The sequence below is a fragment of the Humiphilus diazotrophicus genome (assembly GCF_059726315.1).
This window is the reverse complement of sequence record NZ_AP040870.1, coordinates 898,278-911,783: the sequence shown is the minus strand read 5'-3', so window position 1 is coordinate 911,783 and position 13,506 is coordinate 898,278. Positions and strand designations below refer to the sequence as shown.

The following is a 13,506-nucleotide window of genomic DNA, read 5'->3' as shown; positions in this document are numbered from 1 at the left end:
CACCAGCCGCTTCAGCGGGTGATGGCCTCGATGTGTGAACTGGTGAGTTCGCTAGGCCATGACACCCGCTCCGATGCTAATTCGCACCATAATGGAAAAATCGGATTGCATGGCAATGACGGAGGAGACAGAGCTGCTGGAGTCTTTCATCAAGACTAGATCGATGTCCAAAACTGCCTTATCCGTTTGCATGACTCTAAATAGTTGGTATCAGATGCGTTGTTCCAGGTCAAGAAGAAAATATTCATCCCGATCTTTATCTCATTTATTTTGTGTCGTTTACAGGCTTGTTCTTAGAGCGCTTGCGAAAGTTGGGGAAGCAGTCCCTCATGGCTCACCTGGTAAAGCATTAACAATCTTTGCGTCATGAGGTAATACGCGGTGACGGCATCGTTGAGATAGAACGGTTGTCCGTAGGGGTGTCGGTGCAGCAGCAGTCCTAACCGGATGTGACGGAGGGCCTTTTTGATCTGGATGGCATCATGGCGCATGCGTTCGGCAACTATTGACGCTTCCTTTTGATTCCATCGTTGGGCATATGCTGCAAGCGCAATGAGAATGAATGAGTTGTTCTTCATTCGCTCAAGTCCTTCAAGTCCACCAAGGAGATCCCATAATTCCGAGGATTCCAGGATCACCGGATTTGTTCTCGGTTGTAACGTGGTTAGGGCAATGGATTCCAGAATTTTTTGGTCAACAGGCTGAATTTGCGCAACAAGAGCTTCCCACGGGGCTGCGCGTAGCCGATGCGAGGCGATCGAGTAATACACAACCCCAGCTGCGGCAAAACAAAGGCAAGAAATTACCACTAAAAGAATAGGCATATAGCCCTTTGAGCGAATGTTGTTAATTAGGGAAAAGCCTGGCAGAACTATTGTACTGTCGTATTCGCTTCAACCGGCGTAATTTGCTGCCGGAATGCGCAAAGCGAGACAGTCTGAATTGTGAGGTGTACCTCTTTTGAACAATTCTAACTGTTCCGGCGTTGGTATTGTGCCGAGAGGTACTGGTTTGGAAGAAGGAGATGTTTAGCCCCGACCGTTTACGGACTTATTCCGGTCTGGGTGTTAGCTCTAGTTCTGGCCCTGAACAATGCCTGTTAGAACCAATCCGGAAGCAAACCAAAGTTTTCTACCGTCAGGAAGCGTTGGCCTTCAGACGGCGTGCTTAATGACTCATGCTCCAAAGCCCAAGTAAACGGATGATGGATGAGTACTGCATGGAGCCCGGCGGCGAGCGCAGGGTTAATATCGGAACGGGGACTGTTACCGATCATCCATGTTGATTGAGCATTGAGGTCGTATTTCCTGCAGACATTGCGATACGTATCGGCATCTTTTTCTTTTACGACTTCTGCAGCCGCAAAGTGCATTCCCAGACCAGAACGAGCCAGCTTATCCGTCTGTTCTTCGTGATTGCCTTTGGTCATCAGGATCAATTTATGACGAGAGGCCAATTGGGGGAGTGATTCGGCAACTCCGGAAAGCAACTCGATATCCTCTTCTGCAATGGCTTGAGCAAAACTCACAATTCTTTCGTGCTTCTCTTTGGTAATAGGTTCCGGGCTCAAACGTTCAAAACAGGTGATCAGCGAATGCGTGAAGCTTGCCAGCCCGTAGCCCCGTTCCTTTACACAGGCTCTTTCTACCTCATATAGCTTTTCGCGGACTTCTTCCGGTGTGTATTCGTGATGATTCAGATAAGAGATAAATGTGGCAATTGCGCGTTCGAAATAAATGTTGTTCTCCCAAAGCGTGTCGTCGGCATCGATCAGCAACGTTTGGCCTGAGGGGAAACGCGAATTTCTCGTAGAAAAGCTCATAGCTTTAGGGTAGCAAAAGCGACGACGCTGACTATGTTCATCCTCTGCCGCCAAGTGGGACTGTCGGTTATTGCGCGGCTGTGCAACAATTATCCCCAACTATGCAATGCTTTCCCTTGGTTGCCAATTCCCAGTCTCCAAGTTGTTAGAGCATTTGGTTGGGTATGGTCCCGCAACAGGTGGAGCTGTCTGATTGTTTCTTGACAGATCGACACTCCGTCAATCGTTTGGGGCTGCACTGAACCTGAAATGCTCTAAAGGCAAGCGCATCTTCAAGGTTGTTGGACTTTAAAGCATTTCTCGCATAGGTATAGACTTGCTGCCGATACAGAAGAGAGGCTCTCTTTTGTGGAAAGCTGCGTATGCTCTGTGCCTTGGTCTACACCTTTGCGGGAAATGCTCCAGGCAAGTTTTTGCTGACTGACTCTCGGAGAACGTTATGATATCGCGCTGTCGTTTTGTCGCTGTATTTGCATTCCTCTGTTTCCTCTGTGTTGTTGTTCGCGCCCAGGATTTTTCCTCGATTGATCGCCTGATACAGGCCAGTATCGAAAATAAGGAAATTCCGGGAGCCGTCGTTGTCATCGGTCATAACGGCAAGGTCGTCTATCACCGCGCCTACGGAATGCGCTCTCTTGAGCCTACCCGTGAAGAGATGACGGAGGACACCATCTTCGATATGGCTTCACTCACGAAGCCGATGGCTACAGCTACCTCCATCATGCAGCTATACCAACGCGGCATGTTTCGCATGAGTGATCCGGTTGCCAAATATCTGCCCGAGTTCGGTCAATCCGGTAAAGACCACATTACGATTCGTGACCTCTTGACGCATTATTCTGGATTGCCGGCTGATGTCGAGCTTAAGGATCAATGGCGAGGTAAAGAAGAGGGACTCCGCCGTGCCTTTACCTGTGTTCCTCTGAATCCTGTTGGCAGCGAATTCCGCTACAGTGACATTAATTTCATCGTCCTCGGCGCTTTAGTGGAGAAGCTCTCCGGCAAAACTCTGGACGAATATGCGCGTGAGAATGTCTTTATCCCTTTAGGAATGTCGCATACCCGGTATCTTCCTCCTGCTGATTGGAAATCCATGATTGCTCCGACCGAGTACGATGAGCAGAATCACGTACTACGCGGTGTGGTTCATGATCCTACGGCCAGAAGGATGGGCGGTGTTGCCGGCCATGCGGGAATGTTTAGTACTGCTGATGATGTCTCACGATATGCCCAGGGTCTTCTCTATTTACTTGCAGGCAAACCTTCTGCATTTCCGATGCAGCAGTTAATAGCTCAAAAGATGTCGATTCCTGAGCAGCCTGCGACTGGAACACAGCTTCGGGGTTTTGGGTGGGATATTGAGTCAGCCTTCTCAGGCAATCGTGGCGAGCTGTTTCCCGTAGGCTCCTTCGGTCATACCGGTTTTACGGGTACCTCGCTGTGGATGGATCCAACCACAGATACGTATGTTGTGCTTTTGACCAACTCTGTTCATCCACATCTGAAGAAGGCAATCACTCCATTGCGTGGTGCCGTGGCCACGGCTGCCGCTGCCGCTCTGGATCTTAAGGGTGACGACCTTGCCGCGCATGTAACCGGGTATAACGAATCTATGACCGGGCTTCGCCGTTGGATGACCCGTAATGTCCAGGTGAAGACCGGCATCGATGTTCTGGAGTCAGATCACTATGCTGAGCTTCGTCAATTGGTCACCAAGCACGGTGGGCATCTTCGTGCTGCGCTGCTGACGAATCCAACTGGACTCGATCAAGATGGACGGCGTTCCGTGGATATCTTGCACAAGGATGCTGCTGCCGCAGTTCCAGGTTTTCAACTGACGCGTCTTCTGAGTCCAGAGCACGGCATTCGGGCGGCTTTAGATACGACCGATGTTCACGACACGGTCGATGAGCCGAGTGGGTTGCCCGTGACCAGCCTCTACGGTGCGACGGATGCGGCACGCAGGCCCTCGGCTCAGGTATTGTCCTCTCTGGATGCAATCATCGTGGATCTGGCAGATGCCGGAGTCCGCTTCTATACCTATGAGACTTTAACCGGCTATTTGTTGGAGGCGGGAGCAAAGTCTCATGTGGAGATTGTCGTACTCGACAGACCAAACCCCTTGGGCGGATCTTTTGTTCAGGGACCGTTTTCGGTCTCAGGGAAAGAAAGCTACACCAGCTACATGCCTGAACCGGTTCGTCACGGCATGACCTTGGGAGAACTGGCTCGTTACTTTAATGGAGAACGCCATCTCAACGCACCCTTGACCGTCGTCAAAATGCAAGGTTGGGAGCGGGGGGACTGGTTTGATTCAACCGGACTGGAATGGATTAATCCTTCTCCGAATCTCCGTAGCCTGGAAGAAGCTGTTGTCTATCCCGGTATTGGACTGATCGAAGGAACAAATCTTTCTGTCGGAAGAGGAACGGATACTCCGTTTCTGTTGATTGGTGCCCCATGGATAAAGGCGCGTGATCTGTCCTGGGCTTTGAATCGGCGCTTCACTCCGGGGATACGTTTTGTTCCCGTCAGTTTCACCCCGGCCGCTCCCTATCCATATGCCGGACAGCTGTGCCACGGGGTTCAGCTGTTTGTAACAGACCGCAATGCGCTTGATGCTCCCGAACTCGGGATGGAAGTTGCCTCAGTGCTTCAAAAGCTCTATCCCTCCCAGTTTCAGATCGACAAGATGCAGGGAATTCTTGCCAATCCTGAATTGCTGGATCGTTTGAAGGCTGGTGACGACCCGAAGCATCTTCGTGAATTGTGGTTCGATCAGATGGAGACGTTTATGGCAGCCAGAAAGCCGTATCTTCTCTACTGAAGCGGTAACCGGAGCGGCTCTTTGCTCTGTCCAACTGGTGGACAGAGCAAAGAGCATTGTTCTGATTTTGCCGCCTGCCCCCAAGATTTAGCGCCTTTCCCATGCTTTAGCCGCAAGTTACCCCACACGTAGTAACTTCATCCTTTCTTTGTTCTTAATCGCCTTCCCACATTCCGATAGCCCGGTACTTAAGTTACCCAGCTCTTATTTGCTTGCATTACTGTCACTTGCGAGCCGATGGGTGAGATTGTGGAGAAAGGCGATTGATTTTCTCCTTTTCTTCGCCTAGTATCTGTCAAAAGGATTTCGGAGAGAGACAATCCTGAAACGTTTCGATTGGCTCTTGCCGTAGTCCGGAAGAGAGATGTGGACCCATGTGTGTAGAGATTTCTCCGAAGCTGATCAAAGGTGAGTGGAATGAAGGTTACGCCCTCGACTTCCACACAATCGGAACTGAATTTCTTGGGTATAACTCCTATGGGCAGCCCGAATACCAGACAACGAGGACTCCACTAGGAGAGCTCATGTTTCGCTTGAAATATGAGCAGGATTATTCTGGGTTGGAATTTATTGCGGAAACAGTAGCAGAATTCCTCAATTCGTGGAGTCTGGAAGTAGATCTTCTGGTTCCAGTTCCACCAACAGGTACCAAGCGAAAGCAACATCCTGTTCAGGAGATCGCCAGATTCTTGAAAGAATTTCACCCAATGGCAGTGAGTGACACTGCCGTGAAAAAAGTGAAATCCATTGGGCATCTCAGAAATGTTTTGGATTACGATGAGCGAGCTTCCGTGCTGGCCAGTGCCTTTTCGGCAAATGCTGAAGAGACTCGAGGGAAACGGGTGCTTCTGTTCGATGATCTGTACCGCTCCGGCGCGACTCTGAATGCCGTGGCTCATGCCCTCAGGAGCGAAGGTGGTGTGGCGTCTGTGTATGCCTTGACTGTTACCCGGACACGTAGCTGTTAAGCCTGTATCCGGGTAGCCGTTGGAAGCACTGCAGAAATCCGGTGTGGATGGTGACCTCTCTACCGACCGCTGGCTATAGAGGTTTCAAATAACCTCCACCGGAAAGCGTGAATGTCTGGCTGCCAAGAGAGGTGTTGTCTGAGGAAACGTAGTAAACGGTATAGCCATTGCCCACGATGTTGGAGATGGTTGTTCCTGAGATACCGCTACTATCGTTCAACACCGTCAAATAAGACGCTCCGGTGACATTCCAGATACTGCTGGAATCGAGTGTCAACGTTATGGACTTGGCCGTGTTTGCCGAATTGATCGAGCCGGTCAGCGTAGACGTATCGCCCAAAGCAATTGAGGCGGTGCTGATGTTGTCTACTGAAATGTTACCGGTGAGTGTTTCGCCGCTTGCTGTAAAGGTTACGGTCCCTCCATTGGCACCGCTTGTTCCCCAGTTGCTATTTGCTTCTGCTTTCAGGAGTGTTCCTGAGCCATTCGATACGGTTACTCCTGTAAGTGAAATTATGGCTTTGGTATTTGTGACGTAAAAGGCCGGCCCGGATGTGGAGGGCCATGTATAGGAACCCCCGGTCATAGTGAAGTATCCGGTTCCCGAGGAGGCATCGCCCGATTCGCTGTTATAGACGAAGACTCCGCGATCGTCTGTTCCGGTGGCCCCGGAGATCGTGCAGTCCGTCATGGTCAAGGTATTGCCTCCTTCCACAACAGCAGCTTCGGCATTTGTCGCTTTCAGTGTTGCATTCTTGATAACAACCGTACCGGTTGAGTAAACTCCTGCAGACCTTTGACCGTTGGCGGTAAAGGTCCCGCCAGTGACGGTCACCGTGCCCCCTCCACGATCCGTAGCAATGACGGAACCGCTCGCGCCGGATGTGGTGGCTGTAACATTATTGACAACCAGGGTGCCATCGTAGGCGGCGTCTACTCCATGGGCATTACCTCCTGTTGCGGTGATTGTGACTCCCGACAGATTGACGGTGGCCCCTTTACCCGAGGCAAAGACTCCGTTTGCACTGCTTCCGGTCGTGGAAATCGTGCCCCCAGTGATGGAAACAGTTCCTCCAGAGTTCGTCGTGGAACTGGATCCATATGCTAATACTGCTGCGTTCAAGCCATAGAAGCTGCTGTTATCTGTAGAGCTCGTATTGCCGCTCGTTGTGATGGTGGGGGTTGTCAACGTGATGCTGGTGCCATAGTTTTGAGCGCAGACGGCACTCTCGTCGGTACTACTGGCGGAATAAGTTTGGCCGGTTTGAGTGGCGGCTCCACTGCTTAAGGCATAATAGGCGGTTCCAAGGCCACAACTGGAACTGGACGTCGATGTAGAGGCGTTGATGGTTACCGTAACTGCGCTTGAGGTGCTTGAAGCATAGGTTGAGGAACCTCCATAGCTGGCTGTCAAGGTGTGGGTCCCTGCCGTAAGAGCGCTGGTTGACAGCGTTGCTGTACCCGAACTCAGCGTTCCTGTTCCTAGAGATGTAGAACTGTCATAGAAGGTGACGGTACCGGTAGCAGCAGAAGGTGAGACAGTGGCTGTGAGGGTGATACTTGTACCAACAGTAGCTGTTGTTGTCGAAGCACTGAGTGAAGTCGTAGTCGAGGCCGTTCCGTTCGTAGCGCTGGAGCCTGTGGTCGTGGATGCAGAGCAACCTGAAAGGAAGAGAATCGTTACACTCAGCAATAACATCGCCGGGTGGTATGGCAAAAATGAATGGTGCGTTTGCCTCTGCTGAAGCTGTTTCCTTTGATCGTTCAATCCCTGCTGCATGAGTTCTTCCTTACCCTCCTCTCAACTGGAGCGATTTGCTTTGCAGTGAGCAGATGATTTTGGACGCAAGAGTCTATCTGGGCCGTCTTGATAGCAGACGGTCCATTTGCCAGCTCAATTTTCAAGAGGCTGCGAATTGTTGGCCTCGCAGCTTTTGAGGGGACCTGTGCGTTAGACGTAGGGAACAAGAAAGGTACTTACATGAAAGGCAAAAAGGTTACAGAAAAGGAGACCTATTCTTTGTCTTCTCTCGAATAGAAAATTTTAATGGAAAAGATGTAAGACAAAGCTCGCCATTATCGTCTAGTCTGGGTAACCCGGGAATAGGTGTGTCATGGATTTTCAGCTATGGAAATACTTGTGCTTCCTGCCTTAACTCCCTTCGCTCGTAACAAATAGGCCATCCAACATTCTTTGTAGTGTTGATTTCCCAGGATTCCAAGATGGTCGGTGCAAAAGGAAAGGCGCGATCTTGGGATCGCGCCTTTATTCGGATTTCTACAGATTCGTATCCGTATCAATTACCTAGGTTAAAAATCACATTTACCTGCGTCTCTACTTCCACCGGGTCTCCATTTAACAGATATGGCTTATAGTGCCATGTCTTCACGGCATCGAGAGCTGCCTGTTGCAACAATGCCGGACCACTCACCACGTGCAAATTCTCAATTGAACCGCTCTTTGAAATTATCGCAGCTAGCACAACCGTTCCTTGCGTGCGAGAAGCTCTGGCAATAGGCGGATATGCGGGCGCTGTCTTGTTGAGCAAATAGCCTTGGGCTACTCCTGCTGAGACCGGCACCGGCTTATCCGGATGTGTAGCCTGTTTGATGACTGCAGGTGTCATAGCTTGGTCTCTAAAGATAGAGCTCATCGCTGCCACATCGCCATTTGTGCTTCCCGGTACTCCTCCGGGAATGGTGAAGCCGGTTTCGCGCGGAGCGCCGCTGTCCTTGCTCATGTCAATTCTGGACGGGATGACAGGAGGAGCTATGAGCTGCCTGTCTATCATCTCGGTAGGTGTCTTGGCTGTGCTTGCAGCAGCAGCTTCCTTCACCATAGGCGCTGGTGCAGAAGGTGGAGGCGGTGGTGCGACAAGCAGCATGGATAGCGCTTGCTTAGGCAGTGCCTCAGGATGTATCACCGGGATAAGGATCATAATCAGCAAGAAGGAAGCATTGATAAAGAATGCTGCAAATGCCCACCATCTGCTCTTGGTCTTAAGTACGCCGCCTGATTCCAACAGACTCATCTCGAACATTGCCTGCCTCCGTACCACCAGTATTTGTAGCTATAGACAACGCCGATTCAAATTTTGATCCCGGAATCTCTAAAAAATATTTCTTGGCCTAGGCGGGGATTTACGAGGAGTGTGGACACTCCTCGTAAATGGAAAGGGGGATTACTTGCTTGGAGGATAACTGTGAAGTTGCGGTCCAACGGTATTGGAGTATTTGTAATTCCCGCGACGATCTGCATCGATGGTCCAGAACATGGCTCCAATCATTCCGGGATATCCACCAGGTTTACGCAGCTTATATTGTGTGCCTGAGGGAGCTTTCCCGGTAATGATGTAGTCCATTGCCTGATTCACAATCGATGGTTTGGTATCTCCGGTGAGGAAGCCAACAGCGACCTTATTTTCCGGAAGAGGTGGAAAGAAATACGTTGGATCACCTCCAACGTTGAAGCCATGTAACAGGAGTTCCGTCATAGCTGCGTGATAATCTACCGTTCCCGGTTGGTAGATTTCCCCATCGAGTCCTTGTAGTGGCGGTGTATTGTAGTCCTGGACATCGATAAAGGAGAGGATATCCCGTATCGCATAAGTAATAGCGAGATAGGATCCGAATTGTCCTCCATAGCTTGGATAGCCCGAAGGAATCTGCGTTCCCTCCGGAACCAGGCTGATCATGAACTGTGGACCGAATCGTTCGTGAAGCTGACGAAGTGCGGAGACAAGGTTCACAATCGAGGGCGTCGTGGGGTGCCTGAAATCATTATCGCCGGGGGCGATGACTAATGAAGGGCTTTCGAAATCGACATCGATTCCGTCAAAGCCATAGTCGCTAATGATGCTGGCAACGGATGAAACGAAGTTTGGAACACGCTGGGGATCTGCAAGCGTGAAATGCTGGCCTCCTCCTCCGAGAGAAATCATGACCTTTTTACCGCGACTTTTCAGGTAGGCGATATCGGCTTTGAATTGGTCTGTATCGAGTCCTTTCGGCGTATGGAATTGCATTGTTCCTTCAGGAGCATTTTTGTCCGGTGTCGCGAAAGCAACAATGATGATGTCCCATTGCGGAGATACCTCGCGTAGACGGGAACTTGTACCCGCCGCTCCATAACCTACCCAGTAGCCAATCAGCTTGTGTCCGTTGTTCGTGTCACTGGTGGAGACAGCTGCAACTGCCGGTGTCGAAGGGGTCGGTTGGGTCCCATTAAAGGTTGGACATGGCTCGGCGGGTCCTGTCAGTACTTTTTCATCCGGGAAGCTGTACTGGCTCCCCAGATCTCCGGAGACTCCTACGTACCATGGAAGTAGTGCTGCGTTCTGGAGGTGGTAGACGGTACCTGAGGTACGGGCAATATATGCCTTTGAAGAGGGGATGTTGTTTTTGGGGTTTGTATTGGTAGGTTGAAGCAAGAAGTAGCTGGAGCCTATCCCAGAGCCTCCGCAATGACCCTCCCCAGGACGTAGCCATGCGGGCACCGTATTCCCCGGTGTTGTTACGTTGCGGCCATGGATAAAGGTATCGTGCAGAGGGTCCAATGCGAACTCTGCCAGTTGTTGCGTGAGGGGCTGCACATCCTGGTCCTCGACAACAGAGGGGGTAACTCCAAGGTAGGAACTCAGTACAAAAGAGTTTCCGGTACTGGAGTCAACTCCATAAGTGCCCCAGGAACAGCAGATTGTTGCATCTCCTGCTGCGTAATAGGTGGTGCTATGTGTGAAAGCAACGATCAGTTTGCCTTCTTGTTTAGGGATCTGTTTGAAGAGTTCTTTCTGTAAATATTCAATGTCTGCGACCGCGAATGACCTGCCTGTTTTCTTCGAACTCAGAATGTAGCCATAACCTGAAGGGATATTGATGCTGATGGATCTGATCTCCGGCTTTGCCAGCAGCGTGTGCCATCCCGTCGCCTTAGGAAAGTTCGCACGAAGCAGGGCGTCTGCATACTGTGTAGTTCCTCCTGATGGGAAGGCGACCTTCGAAAAGATAGGGGAGTGCAGAACTGAGGGGGTATCTGGGATTGCATCCAGAACAAACGGCTTTCCATTAACCATCTTGGACTGAAAGGAAAGCTTGATCGGCACAAGCAATGTCGGAATGCTGGTGGCTCGTCCACTGGCGGGATCTTCTCCCAGCAGGGTGTATGAGGTCTGGCCAATTGCCTTCTTAAATATTGGGACAGTGCCTTGAGCGTTCATTAGGTCTGATGTGAAAAGAAGCAAAGAGAACAGACATAGGAGTTTAACGGGCATATTCAGATTCACTTTCCTGAGCTGCGTAGAGCATGTCTCCCATAGTTGTACTCCCAAGCCACAGAATCCGGCGTGGATCTCCCTCCGAGAAGTCAACAGTCCGTCTACCTTGGCTGGTATACGACAAGGGTATTTGCTCCAAATCCTTCGCGCATAGATTCTTTCACGCAATGGTCGGGCAGGAGTAAGGAATCTGACCTAGAGCAGATGGGAAGGGGATATTGAAGCTTGGCCTAGATGAGCTAACCCCGACTTTGAGGATCAAGGGAGAATTCTGACTTAGGAGTTTTCTGCCATTGCGCCATAGAACACCGAGCTTCTGCTACCTCGGCCAAGTCGCCAATTTTATTGAGGTAGGTAATGATGTCGAAGATCTTTCCGTGAGTCATCATCTCTATAATCTTTTCCTGCGACATAGAGCTGTGCAGCTTTGCATCACTGACCTGGATGGTCAGAGAAAATAAACCTGATTGGTTGACGACGTTCGTCCATTCCTCAATGGCCTCCTCAAAATCCTTTTCCAGAGAATGGAGATTGCGACTACTTTTTGAGGTATCAGTTATTACAGATTGAATGTCCTGAATAACAAAGGTGATTTCACTTTCGAGTGTCTGCCAGCTTATTAGAAGTTGCTCCAGATTTTGCTCCAATTGTGCACATTGAACGGTCAGATTTGTGAAGATGTCAGAAAGAGTGTTCATCATCGCGACTTCTAGGGTGATTGGGTCCATTGCGTTTTGAGTCTCTTCAATAGCATTTTTGTCCTTCTGGATATTTTCGGCATCCAGCCCGATGTAAGTAGTTGCGAATGCCAGAACCGGACCAAAGTTCAACCAGCTTTCGTGTTGCGAGGGGGAGTCTGCGATCGCGACGCTTGCCATAATGAGTGGGGAGGCGTTGGCAATTCCGATGTCAATGATTGCTGCCGTGAGATGGTCAATATCTGTTTGTGTCTGGTTGACCTGTTTTATAAAGTTGGCCAGCTGCTGTCGGTCACAGTTTGCTTCTCTCTGTGATTCGGAGGCTGCTGTCTGAAGGCGCTGCGCCAGGCGGGGAAATACCTCGCTAAAGCGTTGGACAGACTCAAGCCCTCCGTTGAGGAATGTGACCATGAGATTGATCCTTTGAAGCAGATTATTAAGCTCGCGATGCAGGAGATAGCTTGTTGCTTGATTGGTAGGCGCTACTGCTAAATCGGCAGCGTGAGATTCTGCTTTCCTCAGTGATGTGTCGATAAGAAGGGCATAGTTTTGGATTTCCGAAGGGATGTTGAGCAACTTGACGAGAACACTGTTTACCCACCGGAGTACATCGGCAGACGCGATTTTGTAGGTAATCAGGAATTCCGTCCAGGCTGCTGGAATACGATCCGGGAGTATCGGCCTTGAGCTCAGAATGTTATGAACATAGGTACTAACGTAAACAAGATTCGTCTGGTAGTCGTTCTGGGATTGAACGATGGAGGCGATATTCCCGCGAAAGGCGAAAGTTAGCTTCATGTGGAGGGCTCCTGCTTATCTGCAAAATTAGAGCAACCTCGGTTTGAACCTAGGTCCACTGGAGCACGGGCATGGTGGGGGGAGGGGAAGAGGAAGATCTGGTTCCTATCTTCCAAGCTTCTGGCCGAAGCTTGGGAGACCGAGTTCACGCTTTATTACCTCATTTGCTTAATTTAAGAAAAAGCTTTGGTTTCGCCAACAGAGAATGACTCCACACGATCTGCCAAGATGGATATGGCAAACCGTGTGGAGTTCCCCCGGCGTATTCCGTTCAGGTTCTATAAAATTTATGCCGCGCGAAGTGTTGTTACTTCGCCGTGCTTCTCCTCTCTATGAGGTGGAGTAGCCGCTCCCCAAGAGAGATGATCTCCGTAAACGCCGAGGGCATCTAGGTAACTACCACAGCGGCCATATAGAGCCACGCTGTTACCTAGGATGTAATGTGGAGAGCCGCCGTTCCCTCCGAAGGGACCATACACGTGATTCGGATGGCCTCCCCGGCTGGTTATCATTGTAATTTGGTCAACGACATCACCTGTTCTCAAGAGTAATGTGCTGAGTTGATCTTCATCTGTAAGGCTGATGGTGATTGGCGAACCACCACCACCGCCATGGATCGGCGCGGTCCAGATTTCGCCGTTTTCCAGCCTATAGGTCGCCTGGACGGAATCAATATAGGTTCCGCTCCGGATCGTGAGAGTGAGCATTCGAACGATCCTTGCTGGTGCAAGCAGTGTATCGTCGAATGGGGTACCGCCTGTACCGCCAAATAAGGGTGTCTGCTGTTTAGACATCGGCCATCCTCCTCAAAGAGGGCGGAAATAACATCGCCACGAAATCAGCACACCAGAAAGCTTATGAACGATGTCATATGCATGATACGGTGTCAAGCAGTATTTATAAGGTTTGTGGCATCGCTTCAATATCCATGATTTACATTCTCGGTCTGCGGACCCCCGCTGTATGTCTATTCTCTTCACACTCTATCGATTCCAGCATTTCGGATCTCGGGCTCTATCCTAAGGTGCTCTGCTTTGTCGTCGATTTTGTTATCGTTATCTTTGGTAACTTACACCTGTATAGCATTCGTGAGCATAAGTGATTCATTGCCGATCAGGAC

General features: G+C 50.3%; 10 protein-coding genes. 2 read left to right on the top strand and 8 right to left on the bottom strand.

Going from position 1 to position 13,506, the window contains the following annotated elements; translation table 11 throughout:
• Nucleotides 1-51: 51 nt before the first annotated feature.
• From AC6I7T_RS05315 to AC6I7T_RS05305, 3 genes are all read right to left on the bottom strand, one after another.
• Entirely contained in the window at nucleotides 52-192 is a 141-nt protein-coding gene (locus AC6I7T_RS05315; RefSeq protein ID WP_497792286.1) for a hypothetical protein, read from the bottom strand.
• Between the two features lie 101 nt (nucleotides 193-293).
• Nucleotides 294-824 carry a hypothetical protein gene (locus AC6I7T_RS05310; RefSeq protein WP_497792285.1) on the bottom strand — a complete coding sequence of 177 codons (531 nt, stop codon included), beginning with the start codon at nucleotides 822-824 and terminating at the stop codon, nucleotides 294-296.
• Nucleotides 825-1,099: 275 nt separating this feature from the next.
• Nucleotides 1,100-1,822 (bottom strand): HAD family hydrolase, encoded by a 723-nt coding sequence (locus AC6I7T_RS05305; RefSeq protein WP_497792284.1) that lies wholly within the window; start codon nucleotides 1,820-1,822, stop codon nucleotides 1,100-1,102.
• Nucleotides 1,823-2,261: 439 nt separating this feature from the next.
• On the opposite strand from AC6I7T_RS05305, the gene AC6I7T_RS05300 reads away from it, so the two are divergent.
• Nucleotides 2,262-4,649 carry a serine hydrolase gene (locus AC6I7T_RS05300; protein WP_497792283.1) on the top strand — a complete coding sequence of 796 codons (2,388 nt, stop codon included), beginning with the start codon at nucleotides 2,262-2,264 and terminating at the stop codon, nucleotides 4,647-4,649.
• 374 nt (nucleotides 4,650-5,023) lie between these two features.
• A complete protein-coding gene (locus AC6I7T_RS05295; RefSeq protein ID WP_497792282.1) occupies nucleotides 5,024-5,617 on the top strand; it encodes a ComF family protein in 594 nt (197 codons plus the stop codon).
• 73 nt (nucleotides 5,618-5,690) lie between these two features.
• Here AC6I7T_RS05295 and AC6I7T_RS05290 read toward each other — a convergent pair whose 3' ends face one another.
• The 5 genes from AC6I7T_RS05290 to AC6I7T_RS05270 form a co-directional block, all read right to left on the bottom strand.
• The gene (locus AC6I7T_RS05290; protein ID WP_497792281.1) at nucleotides 5,691-7,397 is read right to left on the bottom strand and encodes a beta strand repeat-containing protein; all 1,707 of its coding nucleotides are present in this window, start codon (nucleotides 7,395-7,397) and stop codon (nucleotides 5,691-5,693) included.
• Nucleotides 7,398-7,914: 517 nt separating this feature from the next.
• Complete coding sequence (locus AC6I7T_RS05285; RefSeq protein WP_497792280.1) at nucleotides 7,915-8,658, bottom strand: energy transducer TonB; 744 nt, start codon at nucleotides 8,656-8,658, stop codon at nucleotides 7,915-7,917.
• A gap of 141 nt (nucleotides 8,659-8,799) precedes the next feature.
• Complete coding sequence (locus tag AC6I7T_RS05280) at nucleotides 8,800-10,833, bottom strand: glycosyl hydrolase family 18 protein (protein ID WP_497792278.1); 2,034 nt, start codon at nucleotides 10,831-10,833, stop codon at nucleotides 8,800-8,802.
• A gap of 296 nt (nucleotides 10,834-11,129) precedes the next feature.
• Nucleotides 11,130-12,386, bottom strand: coding sequence for a hypothetical protein (locus tag AC6I7T_RS05275; RefSeq protein WP_497792277.1), 1,257 nt, complete (start codon nucleotides 12,384-12,386; stop codon nucleotides 11,130-11,132).
• Nucleotides 12,387-12,673: 287 nt separating this feature from the next.
• Entirely contained in the window at nucleotides 12,674-13,180 is a 507-nt protein-coding gene (locus AC6I7T_RS05270) for a jacalin-like lectin (protein ID WP_497792276.1), read from the bottom strand.
• Nucleotides 13,181-13,506 lie beyond the last annotated feature (326 nt).

Bases quoted from the DNA above. Each gene is read 5' to 3' on its own strand.
- AC6I7T_RS05295 (WP_497792282.1), top strand. From the start codon at position 5,024: ATGTGTGTAGAGATTTCTCCGAAGCTGATCAAAGGTGAGTGGAATGAA.
- AC6I7T_RS05315 (WP_497792286.1), bottom strand. From the start codon at position 192: ATGCAAACGGATAAGGCAGTTTTGGACATCGATCTAGTCTTGATGAAA.
- AC6I7T_RS05305 (WP_497792284.1), bottom strand. From the start codon at position 1,822: ATGAGCTTTTCTACGAGAAATTCGCGTTTCCCCTCAGGCCAAACGTTG.
- AC6I7T_RS05290 (WP_497792281.1), bottom strand. From the start codon at position 7,397: ATGCAGCAGGGATTGAACGATCAAAGGAAACAGCTTCAGCAGAGGCAA.
- AC6I7T_RS05310 (WP_497792285.1), bottom strand. From the start codon at position 824: ATGCCTATTCTTTTAGTGGTAATTTCTTGCCTTTGTTTTGCCGCAGCT.
- AC6I7T_RS05300 (WP_497792283.1), top strand. From the start codon at position 2,262: ATGATATCGCGCTGTCGTTTTGTCGCTGTATTTGCATTCCTCTGTTTC.
- AC6I7T_RS05280 (WP_497792278.1), bottom strand. From the start codon at position 10,833: ATGAACGCTCAAGGCACTGTCCCAATATTTAAGAAGGCAATTGGCCAG.
- AC6I7T_RS05285 (WP_497792280.1), bottom strand. From the start codon at position 8,658: ATGTTCGAGATGAGTCTGTTGGAATCAGGCGGCGTACTTAAGACCAAG.
- AC6I7T_RS05270 (WP_497792276.1), bottom strand. From the start codon at position 13,180: ATGTCTAAACAGCAGACACCCTTATTTGGCGGTACAGGCGGTACCCCA.
- AC6I7T_RS05275 (WP_497792277.1), bottom strand. From the start codon at position 12,386: ATGAAGCTAACTTTCGCCTTTCGCGGGAATATCGCCTCCATCGTTCAA.